General features: G+C 59.5%; 15 protein-coding genes and 1 pseudogene. 7 read left to right on the forward strand and 9 right to left on the reverse strand.

The features are described from left to right. Positions 1–31: 31 nt before the first annotated feature. Positions 32–205 carry a hypothetical protein gene (locus tag JQK15_RS21305; protein ID WP_214867642.1) on the reverse strand — a complete coding sequence of 58 codons (174 nt, stop codon included), beginning with the start codon at positions 203–205 and terminating at the stop codon, positions 32–34. Between the two features lie 471 nt (positions 206–676). Between JQK15_RS21305 and JQK15_RS21310 the strand changes: the two genes are divergently transcribed. After that, the gene (locus tag JQK15_RS21310) at positions 677–2,251 is read left to right on the forward strand and encodes a Y4lR C-terminal helical domain-containing protein (protein ID WP_214867645.1); all 1,575 of its coding nucleotides are present in this window, start codon (positions 677–679) and stop codon (positions 2,249–2,251) included. A 368-nt stretch (positions 2,252–2,619) separates the two neighbouring features. Here JQK15_RS21310 and JQK15_RS21315 read toward each other — a convergent pair whose 3' ends face one another. From JQK15_RS21315 to JQK15_RS21345, 7 genes are all read right to left on the reverse strand, one after another. Continuing rightward, on the reverse strand, positions 2,620–3,615 hold the full coding sequence (locus JQK15_RS21315) for a fumarylacetoacetate hydrolase family protein (protein WP_214867647.1): 996 nt from the start codon (positions 3,613–3,615) through the stop codon (positions 2,620–2,622). A 2-nt stretch (positions 3,616–3,617) separates the two neighbouring features. Then, positions 3,618–4,409: a cyclase family protein gene (locus JQK15_RS21320; RefSeq protein ID WP_214867649.1), complete on the reverse strand. Its 792-nt coding sequence runs from the start codon at positions 4,407–4,409 to the stop codon at positions 3,618–3,620. A gap of 35 nt (positions 4,410–4,444) precedes the next feature. Continuing rightward, entirely contained in the window at positions 4,445–4,915 is a 471-nt protein-coding gene (locus JQK15_RS21325; protein WP_251007935.1) for a hypothetical protein, read from the reverse strand. Beyond that, complete coding sequence (locus JQK15_RS21330; RefSeq protein ID WP_214867651.1) at positions 4,912–6,069, reverse strand: alpha/beta hydrolase family protein; 1,158 nt, start codon at positions 6,067–6,069, stop codon at positions 4,912–4,914. The genes JQK15_RS21325 and JQK15_RS21330 overlap by 4 nt, the downstream gene beginning before the upstream one ends. A 17-nt stretch (positions 6,070–6,086) precedes the next feature. Further along, a complete protein-coding gene (locus JQK15_RS21335; RefSeq protein ID WP_214867653.1) occupies positions 6,087–6,989 on the reverse strand; it encodes a VOC family protein in 903 nt (300 codons plus the stop codon). A gap of 43 nt (positions 6,990–7,032) precedes the next feature. Beyond that, on the reverse strand, positions 7,033–8,148 hold the full coding sequence (locus JQK15_RS21340) for an FAD-dependent oxidoreductase (RefSeq protein WP_214867655.1): 1,116 nt from the start codon (positions 8,146–8,148) through the stop codon (positions 7,033–7,035). 81 nt (positions 8,149–8,229) lie between these two features. After that, entirely contained in the window at positions 8,230–9,144 is a 915-nt protein-coding gene (locus JQK15_RS21345; RefSeq protein ID WP_214867657.1) for a LysR family transcriptional regulator, read from the reverse strand. A 124-nt stretch (positions 9,145–9,268) separates the two neighbouring features. Between JQK15_RS21345 and JQK15_RS21350 the strand changes: the two genes are divergently transcribed. The 6 genes from JQK15_RS21350 (at position 9,269) to JQK15_RS21375 (ending at position 14,736) form a co-directional block, all read left to right on the forward strand. Continuing rightward, positions 9,269–11,551, forward strand: coding sequence for a TonB-dependent receptor (locus JQK15_RS21350; protein ID WP_214867659.1), 2,283 nt, complete (start codon positions 9,269–9,271; stop codon positions 11,549–11,551). Continuing rightward, positions 11,523–12,164: a cupin domain-containing protein gene (locus JQK15_RS21355; RefSeq protein ID WP_353047244.1), complete on the forward strand. Its 642-nt coding sequence runs from the start codon at positions 11,523–11,525 to the stop codon at positions 12,162–12,164. Before JQK15_RS21350 ends, JQK15_RS21355 begins: the two co-directional genes overlap by 29 nt. After that, positions 12,161–13,090, forward strand: coding sequence for an NAD-dependent epimerase/dehydratase family protein (locus JQK15_RS21360; protein ID WP_214867661.1), 930 nt, complete (start codon positions 12,161–12,163; stop codon positions 13,088–13,090). Before JQK15_RS21355 ends, JQK15_RS21360 begins: the two co-directional genes overlap by 4 nt. A 57-nt stretch (positions 13,091–13,147) precedes the next feature. Beyond that, positions 13,148–13,423, forward strand: a complete 276-nt coding sequence (locus tag JQK15_RS21365) for a hypothetical protein (protein WP_214867662.1) — start codon at positions 13,148–13,150, stop codon at positions 13,421–13,423. 768 nt (positions 13,424–14,191) lie between these two features. Beyond that, positions 14,192–14,338 carry a hypothetical protein gene (locus JQK15_RS21370; protein ID WP_214867664.1) on the forward strand — a complete coding sequence of 49 codons (147 nt, stop codon included), beginning with the start codon at positions 14,192–14,194 and terminating at the stop codon, positions 14,336–14,338. Positions 14,339–14,427: 89 nt separating this feature from the next. Further along, entirely contained in the window at positions 14,428–14,736 is a 309-nt protein-coding gene (locus tag JQK15_RS21375; protein ID WP_214867666.1) for a DUF7660 family protein, read from the forward strand. Between the two features lie 702 nt (positions 14,737–15,438). Here JQK15_RS21375 and JQK15_RS21380 read toward each other — a convergent pair. Next, positions 15,439–15,776 (reverse strand): annotated as a pseudogene (locus JQK15_RS21380) (IS110 family transposase); the annotation flags it as partial. Positions 15,777–15,934: the final 158 nt, after the last annotated feature.

The following is a 15,934-nucleotide window of genomic DNA, read 5'->3' on the forward strand; positions in this document are numbered from 1 at the left end:
ATTTTGCAAAATCGTCCTCACTTCGTGTTGACTATTGAGCGAGCAGGCCGAAAGTAACTCGCCTTTGATAAAATTCTTTTGCAGCATCCGCTTGAGCAGGCGTCATATTAACGGGATCGGTGATGCCAGCAACTTCCGCCATCAATGCTTCTCGTGTGCGTAAAATCGCTTCGTCTTCGGCGAAGGCGAAATCCTGGACGATCATTACGATATCGCAACTATAATTTGGGTCAAGATACTTGCATTTCAGATTTGTGCGGGAACGGCAGCTATCCCTATGTCAGCCTGGTTGGTCAAAATTTGCCCACCGACTGCTTTCGCGAAATCACAACGCGCCGCGGAACGGTGCGCATAAACGCGTAGCAGGCGCTTCCGCCCTTTCAGTCCCTGCTGCAGGGTACACTTCGCCAGCAGCTCGCGACCCCTGACTGCCGCTCGAGCGCCGATTTCTCTGCCCAAGTGCGGCCCGACCCGTTTCCAAGCCGACCGTCGCAGGACTGAACGCTAACCGGCTGGCAGCTACAAAGCATTCCCCAAAATTGATGCGGCAATCGGCTTTTGACGTGACGGCTTGGGACTCGGATATTATGTATCCCACGGGCACCACGGGTTTTTTGCCCCGCCACCTCTAGTTGTACCAAGCACGCAATTGCCATGCGAGAAAGGAACATCGATCGTGACGCCACGGGCCGCCATCCAGCAGATTGCACGCATGGTTCGGGAGGATATCCGCGCGGGCGAATTGTCTCCTGGGGCTCACAGCGTTGGAGATATGCTGGCAGCACAACCCGAGGCGCTATTGCTGATCGTTGATCTCACCGGCGCAGAAGGGCGTAAAAAGCGGCCCGACGCAATGATGCATCACGCATATTCGTTCATGCTTGGCCAGACTCTCGAGCAGCTACGCCAGAAAAGTGAAGCCGGCGACGGCCATGCGACTATGGCTATGGAGAATGTCCGAGTCACGATCGCTCAACAAATGCGTGCCGGCAAGCTCGTGCCCACCGCAGCCATAGCTCTTGTATCGGCATTCTCACGGGCTGGGATCGAGGTGGGAGAAGATATACGTAGCGCAATGGATCACGCAATGGTGCAGACCGGCGCTGGCCAGCAGTATCTCCCGACACCTGATGTTAACGAGATGCTGAAGGAATTGGTGAAATCCTGCGATGGCGACCCGTTCCTGATCCAGAGCCAATTCGCCGAACTGACGGCGGCCATGCCTGCTGAACTGCAACTCAGCTTGTTGGAAGGTCTCGTCTTTGCAGACGATTCCAGTCTGCGAGAGGCCGCAATCGGTTGGCTTCTTGCCGCACCCGCGATCGCTACACCATTGGCCTTAATGATAGCAGAGGCTGCCAGTCGAGAGCTTGTGTCAGCAACTTCGGTTACGAACCTCATGCTGATGCGCAACTGGGTGCCGGACGATCGACGTCGTGCGATCGACGCAATCATCAAAGCGACGTGGCCTATCGGAACAGTGTCAGCGAAGCGCCCCGTAATTCAGGTCAGAGAACTTCTAATATCCGAGCGCGATGGAGCAGGAGCCCAGAGCGTGTTCGCTTCGATCAAGCAGGGAAGAAAGAATGCGCTCGTATCAATTCTGATCAAGCAAGGTCATGGTGTTCGGGACGCCTGGGTGGCAAGCTCGCTAAGCAGGCCAGAGATCGAAGACATGCTTGACCATATTTCGTCCGAGATGTCGGTTCATGAAACGACGGCCGAGGACATATCCTTACTCTTGAGCAGCGCCTTAGCAGATGGGACGCTTGGCTCTGCCCCTCCGTTTGGCCTCGTTCAGGCAATCAACCTGATCGGGCTCTCGGATGTCGCGCCCAAGCCTATCTCGATAGACAATCTCGTTGCCTCGATGCTCGAGAGCGCCGACACTTCAGCAATCGATGCCAAGACGGTGGAGATGGCAGTGCGCGCGTCTAGCCGCTGGCTGGCGACTAACCCCCAGCTAGATTCCTGGTTTGAAGCTGGCGACGACGTCGCCGCAGCGATCAAGGGCAGGCGTAAGATCGAAGACCAGATCGCAGCGATAATTAAGAACGTGCTGGAGCCGAGGCGCGCCTTTTGGGCCAACGTCGTCGCTTGGAGCGCATTCGCACAGCGAGGTGACGACCACGGTTCACAATGGATAGAAATGGCGCTTGTCGCTCGTGAGATGGCCTCGACACGATCTTTGACCGAAATTCCCCTAGCGCGCTTCATTGCCGTGCGATCTGTGGAAGCAGCTTGGACCTGACAGTCCTGACCTGCCAGCAGACCAACACTGCGCAGAATGCATAATGCAGAGCAACTTGTTATCGAAAGCGGCGGCCGGCTGGATGACCCGTTGCATCGAGCCCCCCAATTGCGAAGTCCCGACCCACTTCAGACCGTGGGGCGCCGACTTGGTTCCCAGGATCGGTCCGTCCGCTTCCTCTTCTTGATGCCCAAGACTGGCCGGTTGCCGACTGGCAGTTTTTAGCTGGACTGTGGGCGATAGCTGCCGGTCCTCTTTCGGGGCCGACGATCGGTCGAAGGGGGAAAAAGCTGTCGGTCGGCCGTCGACCAACGTCGGCCATTCAAGTCATCTCCCATCCACGTTCGGTCCTGTCAAAATAGGGTCGATCAAAGAAACCCGGATCGCATGGAAACCGGAAAATCGGCCGCAACGATCTGTTGGTTGATGCTGCCGAAAGGGGAACTCTTGTTTCCAAATGCGCCGAGCAAAACGCGATCGCCGAAACTGAGAAAAGCTGTTTGGGGTTTACCTTGCTCGATCATCTCGATCGCGCGACGTTCGGAGATGCAGCAGGAGCCGAGCGTTGCATAATCGGCATTGGACACCGTGCCCGATCCGATGATCGTGCCGGCGACCAGATCGCGGGTGCGGGCGGCATGGGCGACAAGCTCGTGAAAGCCGAATGCCATTTCGCCGCCATGGGGATTTCCGAACCAGGCATCGTTAACGCGCACCTCCAGCGGGAGATGGACGCGACCGTCCTGCCAGGCCTCGCCCAGTTCATCGGGCGTGACCGCAAAGGGCGCCACTGAACAAGCCGGCTTGGCCTGAACCCAGCCGAACCCGGTCTTCATCTCGATCGGCGCGATCGCGCGCAGCGACCAGTCGTTGATGAGCAGGACGAGCTTGATATGCGATAGCGCGTCCTGTGCGCTGGTGCCCATCGGCACGGCATCGGTAATGACGCCGAACTCGCCTTCGAAATCGATGCCGTCAGCTTCGCTGGGAAGTCGCACATCCTGCGTTCCGGACAGGAAGCGATCGGACAGGCCCTGATACATGAGCGGCCGGTCGGTCTCGATCGGCGGCAGGTTGAACGCCTTCTGCATCAGCTCGCCATGCTGCGGGAAAGCGGAACCGTCGAGCCATTGCCAGGCGCGGGGCAGGGGGGCGAGCAGCCGGCTTTCGTCCAGCACATCGCCTTCCCCCTGTTCCAGCCGGTCGGCAAGCCGGCGCAGCGCCGGTTCGACGCTGTCCCATCGCTCGATCGCCTGCTGCAGCGTGTCAGCAATGCCGTCCGCAGGCAGGCAGCGACGCGCATCGCGGGAGACGACGATCAGGCTGCCATCGGGGCGGTCATTATCGAGGGTGGCAAGGCGCATCTCTATTCCTCGAAGATTGCGACCGCGCGGGTCCAGCCGGCCGACGCGCCCTTGATCTTGTGCGGGAAGCAACTGACCATGAAGCCATGGCCGGGCAGGCTTTCCAGATTGTGCAGCTTTTCCAGGTGGCAATAGCCGATGTCGCGGCCGGCCTTGTGGCCTTCCCAGATCAGCGAGGTGTCGCCGGTTTCCTTCACCTTCTGCGCGGTATAGCTGAACGGCGCATCCCAGGACCAGGCATCGGTGCCGGTGACGCGCACACCCCGCTCGGTCAGGTAGATGGTCGCCTCATAGCCCATGCCGCAGCCGCGATTGACATAGTCGGGCTGGCCCAGCGCCGTGCCGGCCGCGGTGTTGACCAGCACGATGTCGAGCGGCTGGAGGCTGTGGCCGATGCGGGCCAGTTCCGCCTCGACATCGGCGGCGGTCACGACATAGCCGTCGGGGAAATGGCGGAAGTCGAGTTTCACGCCGGGCTGGAAACACCATTCCAGCGGCACTTCGTCGATCGTGATCGACCGCTGCGGTTCGCCGCCGCGGCTATCCATGGTAGGATGGAAATGATAGGGCGCGTCCAGATGCGTGCCGTTATGGGTCGTGAGCGTCACCCACTCCGCAGCGGCGAAACCCGCGCCATCAGGAGTATCTTCCGCCGTCACGCCAGGGAAAAAATGCTGGAGCTCGGCCACGGTTTCGCCATGTGCCTGGTAGGTGATTTTGGGCCTGAGGAACGGCGGATCGGAGACCACGTCATTGTCGAGCGTGATCGAGAGGTCGATGAAATGGCGGGTCATCGGGGCATTCCTTGAAAATAGCGGATATGATGACATCACGCGGCCAGGGCTGCGCGAAGAGCAGGAGGCGTGACGATCAAGGCGAGAATGGCGCCATAGCTCACCTTGAAGAGCAGGGCGGGTATCGGGGCGATCATCTCCATACCCATCAGCCAGACCAATCCGGCTACCGATGCCGTACCGATACCAGCCGATGCGCCAGCCAGGACCAGTGCGCGCGCCAGCAGACTGCGCGGAAGGATCGAGCGATGAGGTACCGGAGCCAGCGCGCCATTTTTGAGCTTTTGTCGGACGAGCACGCCGGGGATGAGGACGCTCATCAAAGAGATCATGAAGCTCTGTGGAAGAAAGTCGAACACCCATCGCCCCACGCCCCAGCTCTCGACCGGTCGGTGCAGACCGAAGACCGCCAGGGAGATCAACAGCGACAGCATGGCGTTGATCGCCATGCTGATGCGCGTCTCTTTGCGGACATAAGCCTCAACGACCGCCGTCCGTGTCATCATTGAGCGTGTCCGCCAAGCGTCTCGGCAAACCAGTCCGAAATGAGGTCGCGCCCATAGGCCATATTGTCGGCGCCGACATGCTCAACGCCGCCTTCTCGGGCGGTGAAAATGACCTTCTCACGGCGAGGCGAATTGACCAGCTGATCATAGAGATCATCGGCGTAGGAAACACTGATCTGCCGATCGTCTTGGCCATGGGTAACGAGGAATGGTACCTTGATGTTGTCCATATGGCCATTGAGGTTCATGGCTTGCGATTTCGCCAGGAAATCCTCCTGATCGCTGGCCCCGAACGCCCAATGGACATGCGCCCAATAATGGGGAACAGGGTTCTCCCCTTCGCGAGACATGCGCTTATCCTGCACCTCACGCCAATTATGGTTGGCGCCCCAGACCGCGCCACTGGCAAAGCGCGGCTCATAGGCGACGGCGCGGGGCGCAAAATGCCCCCCCAGCGAGATGCCAGTCATGCCGATCGCTTTTGGGTCGACTTCGGGCTGTCGCTCGAGCCAGTCGACCGCCTTGCTGGCCCAGCTTTCGCTATGCGGATCGACAGGCAGGCCTTGCAGTCGCAGCGCCTCACCCGATCCGGGCTGATCCACGCACAATGTGGATATGCCGCGCCGCGCCAACTGTTCGGGGAGCCGGCTCCAGTACAGCAGTTCCTTGCAGCTATCGAGACCATTGCAGAATACCACCACGGGCTTTTTGCCATCCCCGGGGGCTCGGGTGAAAAGCGCTGGCATGGTCCCGGTCTCAAGCGGAACTTCCACGCGCTCCCGATTGATCTGACCAAGCGCGGTCGATCGATCGAAGGCTGTTCGTGCCTTGGCATAGGTCGCCTCGCGTCCCGGCGCGCCATGGCCTTGCATCCGTTCGGCCGTGATCAGATAGAGCGACGCGCGCTCCAGCTTGTTCGAGGCGGAGAAATAGCGCCCCTTGGCCTCATCTTCGCCCGCGAGTTCCAACAGCTTGTCCCCCATCGCCGCCCAGGCCTTCATGAACTGGGGTGTGCCGGCGTCGGCGCCGCCATCGGCTGCATCGCGGATCGGCTGACACATGTCGATAATCTCGCCGAGCTGGGCGCCCGACTCCACCGCAATCGAGATCGATAGGTTCCAGATATAGTTGGGGAAATATTCGAAAAGCGCCATTAGTTATGCCTCCCCGCTCAAATTTCTGCGGCCTGGAAAAGGCCCTTGTCGGTCTCGGGATGCGGCATGGTCTGGGGGCCGCCGGTGCCGATGCCCCACTGATCCATTACCTTAGGCCCTGGCACATGAACCTGCGGCTGATGCCCCTCGAAATCGACCTCCTCCAGTTCCGAAGTATATTCCACGGCAAAGCCGGCAGGGGTGGTAAAATAGCTGAACGTGTTGTTTCCTGCCGTGTGCCGGCCCGGACCCCAGCGGATGTCGGTACCTTTTTGGCGCAGTCGGTTGATGCCGACCATCATGTCGTCGACGCTCAGCATGTCGTAGGCGACATGGTTGAGACAGGGCGGTCCCGGCAGGACGGCCAGCCGGTGATGGGCTGCATTGCAGCGCAGGAAGCACATGAAGTCGCCCAGCCAGTCGCTGATCTTGAACCCCAGCACGTCGACGAAGAAGCACACCAGGGCTTGATGATCGGGCGAATGAAGGACGATGTGGCTGATTTTCTGCGGGATGCCGTCCCAGCGGCTGAGCGTTCGTGCGGTACGCCGCTCGACATCACTGGAAATCTCGAACGGCAGGCCGTCTGGCGAGAAGAAGCGAAAACCATAGCCGCCCGCCAAAGTAGCCAGGTTGCGAGGCGGAAAGATGATCCGGCAGCCTGCGGTGACCACCTTGTCATGCAGCGCATCGACATCGGCCTGACTTTCGGCGGCAAGAGCGATCACGTCAACCCGACGATCTTCATTCTCGCGCAGACGCACGACATAGGCTTCTTCGCCACCATCGGCCGCAAAATGAGCCATGCCATCCTGCTCGCCGACGTCGATCAGCTTCCATTGATCAGCGTAAAAGCTCCGCTCGGCGGCCAGGTCGGGAACGCCATAGCCGACATAGCGAATTTCAGAAACGCGGCTCATCAGATAACTCCTTGGGTAGATGCATGGGAGGCGGACTGCCGCCTCAGATCGGCTCGGCGATCATCTCGAACATTTCATGGGTGGCGGCCGCGTTATCGACAGACGGCCCCTTGCCGATTTGACCGTGGCAGATGGCAAGGCTGGCGCGCACGATATAGGCGCACCGCTCGAACCGGCGGGCATGATAGGCCTCAAAGACGGCCTCCAGATCATCATGTTTGGAGAGCTCGTCAGCCAGCACGAGACTGTCCTCTATCGCCATGCCCGCGCCCTGGCCCAGATGCGGCGTGGTCGCGTGGACTGCGTCTCCCAGCAGGACGATCCTTCCCTTGTGCCATGGCCCTTCGACCAGCAGACCCTCGAGCGGGCGATAGACTACGGCGCTGTCCTGCGTGATCTCATGCGCCAGTGCCTGAATGGCTGGCGCGGTCCCCGAAAGCTTGGCACGCATGACCGCTGCCAGCCCCTCGAGCGGATAGCGCGGATTGTCGGGCTCGGGCGTCGTCACATACATGTACATGAGCGTGTCCGAGATGGGCACGAGACCGACGCCGATGGGGCCGTTATAGACCTGCAGCGCATCAAGCTCGGCCGGGCGAGCGAAATTGTAACGCCATACCGACTGGCCGGTGAACTGGGGCTTGGGGGCATCGGGAAAAATGAGGTCGCGCGTCCGCGAATAGACGCCGTCCGCGCCCACAACCAGGTCGTAGCGCTCGCTGCTGCCATCGGAGAAGTCGACAGCCACGCCGTTAGCTTCGTCGACGATGTGCTCGGCGGTCACGCCAAGGCGAACGGTCGCACCGCTTGCCAATGTACGATCACCCAGAACCTTGTGGAGCGCGGGCCGACCTATGCCGACGTTGGCCGGCTTCCCCTCGACCAGCCGGGGCGAGGGCACGCGGGCAATTTTCGTCCCGTCAGGAAGGAAGATTTCGATCGCGTCGAAGCCGACCCCTGCAGACAGATAATCGTCGAGCAGGCCAAGCTGCGCCATCGCGCGGACGACATTTGATTGCTGGATGATGCCGACGCCATAGACGGACCAGTCAGGATCCCGCTCAATAACATCGACTTGGTGCCCCTTGGCGCGCAGGGCGATCGCAGCCGTCAGGCCCCCGATACCGCCGCCAATGACCAATATGCGCTGCGCTTCCAAGCTTTCCTCTCCTCCGACCTGTTATGGGAGAAGTGTAGGCCGCGCTTTTGAATATCAAAATTCGATTGTTTGGATCGGAATTTATCCATCTTGTGGATGGGAGGCTATTCGGCGCAATTGATCACGAAGCCAGCTGAGCCCTTCATCAGCTGCGCGCGTCTGATGGAACTGGACAAGCTCCTGCATCACAGGGAAGGCAAAAGGCATGGGCATCGACCTAAGCGGAAAGAGGCGTATAGCCGCCCGCGCCAGCCGCTCATGCATGACTGCCAGGCGCTGGGTTCCCACCAACAGCCAGGGAACGGTTGTGAAGGACGAGGTTGATATCTCGATCCGGCGATGCTTGCCCATCAGCGCCAGATGTCGATCGGCAAAGGCGATATTGGACCGGGAACCAATGGCGACGCCAACATGTCCAGCTCCCAGAAATCTCGCTTCGTTGATGGGAGCCTGAAGTAACGGGTTCTCGTCCCATCCCACCACCACATGCTCTTCCTCGAACAGCAATTCTGTCGGATGATCGGCGGAGAGAAATTCGCGCGGGCTGATCATCAGATCCGCCTTTCCATCCCCGATGAGTTCAGGGCTGTGCTGATCGGGCGAGATCAGTTGCAGCCTCACGCCGGGGGCCAGGGTGGACAGGTCCGCCATCAAGGGCGCCACGAGCGCCGTGATCACATAGTCGGACGCAATGACCTTGAAGGTTCGTTGCGAAACAGCCGGGTCAAAGGAAGCCGATGTCGCAAGGAGGGTCTCAATCCCGCCCAGGCATTCACGCACCAGCGGCGCCAGACTTTCTGCAAAGGCGGTCGGATACATGCGTTTGCCATGGATCACCAACAGTGGATCGCCGAAATAGTCACGCAGCCGGGCCAGGGCGGCACTCATGGCGGGCTGGCTCAGGTGCATTTGCCGCGCTGCGCCGGACACCGAATGCGTCTGCATGAGCCCTTCGAAGACGGCCAGAAGATTGAGGTCGAGACCGCGGAAGCGCATGATCCATCCATTTTGTGATTGGATAACGATAATATCAAACGATTTAACTTATAGAGGATGAAGCCGCTACTGTTTCCTCACAGATGCGTCGAACCAGGCGCGCTTATCAGGAGAGGAGTCAGGCATGAAGGTGGCCCTACTAGCGACGGCTGCAGCGATATTGATCCCGGTTACGCCGGCCCTGGCGCAGGAGCAGGCCAACGGCGAGGCGGTGCAAACCGAGACTTCCGGCATCGCCGACATCATCGTTACCGCGCAGCGGCGTAGCGAAAATCTGCAGAAGGCGGCGATAGCCGTCAGCGCAGTGGCCGGCGATACGCTCGTCCAGCAGAGCATCACCCAAGCCAATGATCTCACCCGGGTCGTGCCCGCGCTCCAGGTGGCGCCTGCGGCTTCCTTCACCCAGATCTATCTGCGCGGCGTCGGCACTTTTGGCGCCAATGCCTTTGCAGAGCAGGGCGTCGCCTTTAATCTCGATGGGGTCTATCTGTCCCGTCCCGCCGCACCGGCCGGCCTCTTCTATGATCTTGAGCGCGTCGAGGTGCTCAAGGGCCCGCAGGGCACGCTTTATGGTCGCAACGCCACCGGCGGCGCCGTCAACGTCATCACCGCCAAGCCCAAGCTTGGGGAGGCGTCGGGATATATCAATGCGGAATATGGCAATTACGATGCCATCAAGGGTTCGGCCGCGCTCAACCTGCCCCTGGGCGAGAAGCTCGCTTTGCGTGTTGCAGGCCAATATGTGAAGCGCGACGGCTATTATAGCGATGGCTATGATGACGAGGATACCCAGGCCGTCCGCGCCCAATTGCGTGGCGAGACCGGCACCGGCCTCGATGCCACCTTGTCGGTCGATTATGCGCATGTGGGCGGAATGGGCTCGGGCGGCACGATCATGCCGCTGCTCGACGGGAAGCATCGGCTCGGGCCCAGCGATCCCCGTGTCATCGCCGCCTATGTGGCTCGCTCGCCAACGCCGCCGGTCCCCCAGGCGATCGCCAGCGATGATGGCTATCAGGATAATGACTTCTTCGGCGCAGCGCTGACGCTCAACGCGGATCTCGGCTTTGCGACGCTCACCGTCATTCCCGCCTATCGCAAGACGGACCTCGACTTTCGCTCCTATGCGTCCAGCTTCATGATCGACGTCCAGGAGAAGTCGAGCCAGATGTCGCTCGAGACCCGACTGGGCGGGCATAGCGGCCCCCTCGAATGGGTGTTGGGCGGCTATTATTTCGCCGAGGACGTGAGCGCCCGGCAGCTATTCGACCAGGCCAGCAATGGCACCCGGATAAACTCGGAGCTGGATACCGAAAGCCTCGCAGCCTTCGGTCAGGCGACTTTTTCGGTAACGGACAGATTCCGGCTGACAGGCGGGCTGCGTTATACAACCGATGCGAAACGCCAGGCGACCGAGGCGCATACGCTGCCATTCGTCGGTTTCGTCAATCCCGCCCAGGGCAATTTCACCCGGATCATTCTCGATATCGTCAGCTATCCGCATACTGATGTGGATTTCAACAAGGTCACATGGAAGGCGGGCGTGGAGTATGATGCCGGACCGCGTTCGCTGCTGTACGCGTCGGTTGCCACCGGTTTCAAATCGGGCGCGCTGTTTGCGGCAACCGGGCGTAATTATTCCGCGCCGGAAAACATGACTGCTTACACGATCGGCTCGAAGAATCGCTTTTTCGACAACAAGGTTCAGCTGAACGCGGAAGCGTTCCTCTGGAAATATAAGGACCAGCAGATTTCGCATCTGGGCCCGGTCCAGATCGCCAGCACGCCGGCGGGCGCGATCTACGGTCCGGTCTTCACCACTGAAAATGCGGGCAAGTCGACCATCTACGGTCTTGAACTGGAGGCGCTATTCCAGCCGACGAGCAATGACCAGTTTTCAGCCAATATCCAGTATCTGCACAGCAAATATGATGAGCTGACCTATCAGGCCTATTCGACGACCGGCACGGCGCCCGTCATCGGCTGCGCGGTGACCCCTACGAGCCAGACCGGCGCTTCGCCCGCTGCCCGCATCTATGATGTGGATTGTTCGGGCCGACCGCTGGTCAACGCGCCCAGGTGGGTGTTCAATCTGGGCTATGAACATAGCTTCCAGCTTGGCGATCATGGCAAGCTGATTGCGGCAGCTGATACGCGGATCGAAACGTCCCGCTATCTCTCGCTCGATTTCCTCGAGCTGGGGCGGCAGGGCTCCTACATGATGTCCAATGCGCGGCTCACCTACGAAAGCCCGTCGGGCAATTTCTCCCTGACCGGCTTCATCAACAATATCGAGAATGAGCTGGTGTTTGCCAATTCGCTGCAGAGTCCGGCGAAGCCCGGCGTCATTTACAACCAGCTCAGGCCGCCCCGCACCTATGGCGTGCGCGCCGGTTTCCGCTTCTAGTCGATCCCAAATCCGCTCGCGCGTCAGCCCCTGGCTCGAGCGAGCGTCAGGAGAATATATGGGTACAGAACCCGGCACCTCATTCCGTCGGATCGTAACCGGCCATGATGCAGATGGACGATCGCGCATCGCCAGCGATGCGCCTCCAGTCCGGGTTTTCGACAATCTGGGGGAGGAGGGCCTGGTGTTCCACGAAGTCTGGAACACCAGGCAGACACCCGCCATTCTTGATCGGAACGACGCCGAACCTGCAGAAACGCATTTGCTGTTGGCGCCGCCGCCGGGGGGAACGCGTATCCGTGTCCTTGATATCCCGCCGGAGCAAGCCGGGGCGGATTTCGATGCCGTGTTCGATGCGATCGGCGGCAGCGACGCGCATGTCGGCAAGACATCCGATCGGCATGCCAGTTTCCATCGGACCCGTTCGATCGATTACGGCATCCTGCTCTCGGGCAGCATCACATTGATGATGGACGAGGGCGAGACCATTGCCCATGCAGGCGACATCATCATTCAGCGTGGCACCAATCATGGCTGGATCAACCGTTCCGGCGCACCTTGCCGGATCGCCTTCATCCTCATCGTCGGCGTCTTCGACGACGATCTGGCATGACCCTGCTGGTCACCGGGGCATCCGGCTTTGTCGGCCGCGAAGTGGCGCGCCTGTTGGCGGATGATGGTGGCTATGGCGCTGTCAGGCTGACGGATCTAAACGTGCCACCCATACCGATCGGCAGCGAATTTGAAGCCGTCGCCTTCGACCTGGCAGCCACGGAGCACCTCGACGCGCTGCTCGAAGGGGTCGATCGCATCATCCATCTCGCCGCCGTTCCCGGCGGTGCGACGGAGCAGGCACCTGAATTCGCGCGCCGTATCAATGTCGATGCTCCGCTCGCCATTCTCGAGCATCTGGACCAGATTCGGCACGCGTGCCGCTTCGTCTATGCCAGTTCTATCGCGATATTGGGGCCGACGCCTTCACCCGTCGATGATGAGACTGTGCCTGTGCCCGCCACCCTCTATGGCGCACATAAGCGCATGATAGAGATCGCGCTGCCGCAATTTGCTCGTCGAGGCAGCGTCAAAGCTATCGGACTGCGCCTGCCCGGCATTGTTGCCCGGCCCCCGGGGCCAAGCGGTCTTGCTTCCGCCTTCATGAGCAACCTCTTCCATGCGGCGCTGGAGCAGCGGCCGATAACCCTGCCCGTATCGGCAGATGCCAGCATCTGGATATTGTCCGCGCGGCGGGCAGCCTGGAACCTGATCCATGCGCTCCATTGCGACATCGAGGACGGTAGCAGCCTCACCTGTCCGGCTCTGCATGTCACCATCGGGCAATTAATCCAAAAGCTGTTTCCAGATCCGGCGCAGGTCCGCTATGCGCCCGATCCTGAGGTTCAACGCCTGTTCGGATCCCAGCCAGCTCTTGCAACGCCATCAGCAGCAGAGGCTGGCTTCCAATCCGACGAAAGTCTTGAGGCTTTGACTGCTTCGGCGTTTGCCTCGATCCGCGCGCAAGCGCCCTCTATAGCCCTATAGCGCGCCCCGCCGGCATCGACGGATCAGGCCAAGGAAAAGCTCCGCCACGAGGCTACGGTGACGGCGGCCGTCATAGTGCAGAGCAATGGAGCGGGGCGTGGCTTTGCGGTCCTCTTCTTCGGCGGGAGGTTCATTCATCCGATCAGTAACCTCCTATGCCGCAAGGTATTTGGTCGCCTGAAGGAAGCAGCGGGTAATCCACTGGCGGGTGCGGCGCTTGAAAGTATTTTGGCGATGATTGGTGGCCTTATTGCGGCCTGGCTATCGCCGGAAGAAGAACACTCCACATCGGCTAGCCGAGTTGGAGTATGGATAGTGCCGCTTCATGCGTAAGCCGGTGCACAATCGCTCCCCAATTGCTCCATAGGAGCATTTGTCAGCGTGATTTTTTGAGCGGAAAACCTGAACTTTGCTGCTTGGTCAGCTATTCCAGCCATTGAGGCTATGGACTATCCAGTGCCAGAAAATCCAGCGAAAGTAGATCATATGAAACTATCTGATTTCCCAAATATGGTTGAAAACAGTTGGACTAATCTCTCACATTAGGTGCCATGTCAGACTGCGTTCTACGCTATAATTTCCGAATACAAAGCGGCAGATATTACAATCGATGCCTACGAGGCATCCCAACAATCAGAAAGCTGACGATATGAAGCGCACCCGTCACCGCAATCGCTCTCGCCTTTAGCTTCGAGACTTTTTGGGTAAATTATCTGGAAACCTGCCCGCTGTCGCTGCACCGCTCGGACCTCTGTCCGGGCGATCACTCGTTGGAGCCGGGGCCTCGGGCTCTTCAATGTCTGTGGTCCGTATGGCAGGGCTTCCCAGCCCTTCCCCCGCGATTGTTGCGCTGCTATCTCCTGGCGAGACCTTCTGCGCGGCCTTCCGGTTGGTGCGCTCGCCAGCGCCGGTGTCCTCAGGGCCATCGGTCGTTTTGGGTGTCGTGGGCATCATCGATATCCTTTATTGCGTCATCCTCGAGACAAACCAAGCGCGCGCGCAATTGGTTTCACGATCAACGCAACACTGATCTCCGACAGTCCGCTCCCCACCCTTCAACGCCATCCTGGCTTCGGATCTGGCGGGTTCAAAGAATCTACAATGTACCGGAAACTTCTGGTCGCCTTCGCGCCGGGCAGCTTTTTCGTCCATCAGCGGATGGACCGCTATCGGGAACGCCGGGCACCAAACGGCTTCGAGAATGGCGATCATGGGTGGACAGGCGACGGTCTGGTTTTGGGGATATGACCGGCGATAGCCGACGCTGCGTGCTAAAAAACAACAAGCAACAATCCGTCCCAGTTGCGGACATTAGCCAGACCCGCCATGATTGCCCAATGAGCGCACAAGCCGATGCACCAAACCTTGATGCCATGCTAGAAGATGTTCACGACGAACGCACCTTCATCGCCTTTGTTGAGGCCTTGGCAAACGACTTCGCTCTTGAGCAGCAGCTTGAGGCCGAAAACCCGTCAGGCAAATACGGCTCAGGCCAACTTGGTTGGGAAAATGGGACTGTTGATGCCGTTCTAGGTGCCGCCGCTGCTTGGGGGCACATTAAGATGCTGACAGGCCATCCGCCTCCAGAGGCGAACCCGTGGCAACGCTGCGCTCACATCATCTACGCGGGCAAGTTCTACGAATAGCCGCAGTCTCCACTTTCTGCAGATTTGATCTTTCGGTCTGCCACTTGGCATGCGAATGAGCGGCCGATTTAAGGATGCAGATCATCACAATTGAATGGCAATTAGTGGTCGTTTGCCGCACGTCCACTTTAGTCGCCAAATTTGCGCCCGATATTGGCATGTGGATCAATAGGCACCATGCGTTGCGGCAGGTCCGCCGCGCTTACCTCCGACACCACAAGCTCCGCACTCAGTCATTATCAGCCACAGGCGGGTATTGCTGATCTATCAGACGCTGAATGTCCGCAATGGAGGTCTCGTTCGCTAGCCGGATCGCGGCGCCGCAAGAGCAACCCACGGCCTTCTGGAGCCGCATAGTCCGGTAAAAGACTTTGAGTTTCTTGCCGCACTTTGGGCAGTCCACCCGGACCACGATGCTGTCCAGCTCATTCGCCATTTTCAAAATCTACGCCCTGAGGCGCGTGGAGTCCATCTAACCGTCAGTAGGTGGTCGACGGCCGACCGTCAGCTTTTCCAGCAGCTGATCTTGCGAGTGCCGCTTCCAGCAAACCCAAATTTCCCGTTGGACTGCGACAAAGGGCGCGCAGCTGTCTATTACGCCCTCGACCCCTTGCGGTCGTCCAGCGGATATATCTCCGCCTCCTGGCAGTCGATGGTCCGCTATTGTTGTCCACCTGCGATTGACCCCGGCTGATCGAGGGCAGGCACAAACCACATTGTCTGGCGTGTGATCGCTTCGCAGATCGCCACAGCGTCGGCAGCATCGTTCTTTCCGCACTTTTCGTGAGGTTTCACATAAGCCGCCGGCATCAGTTGCACCTCATGGCCGAGCTTGGTCAGTTCGCGCGCCCAGTGATGCGATGGTCCACAAGCTTCAGCGCCAACCAGGCAAGGCGGCAGCTTCTCGATAAATGGCAGCATCTGCGATCGTCGTAGCGCCTTGCGAATGAAGAACTCACCGCTAGCGTGAGCCTGAAAAACGCCGTTCACCTCCCATAGGATCTCTTAGCCAAATCAAGGCCGATCGTCTTAATCTCCATGATGGGTGGCTCCTTCTCGGGTTTGCATGACAGCAACCCATGTTGGCACTTAGACGCCGTGAGCGGGAGCCATCCACAGACGACAGTCTCGAATGTCCCACCTTCCGATATTCGTTGGCGCCCATCCATGCTCCGGCGAGACCCACAAGTAAAGATGA

This window comes from Sphingobium sp. BHU LFT2 (assembly GCF_018604485.1).
GTDB classification, from domain to species: domain Bacteria; phylum Pseudomonadota; class Alphaproteobacteria; order Sphingomonadales; family Sphingomonadaceae; genus Sphingobium; species Sphingobium yanoikuyae_A.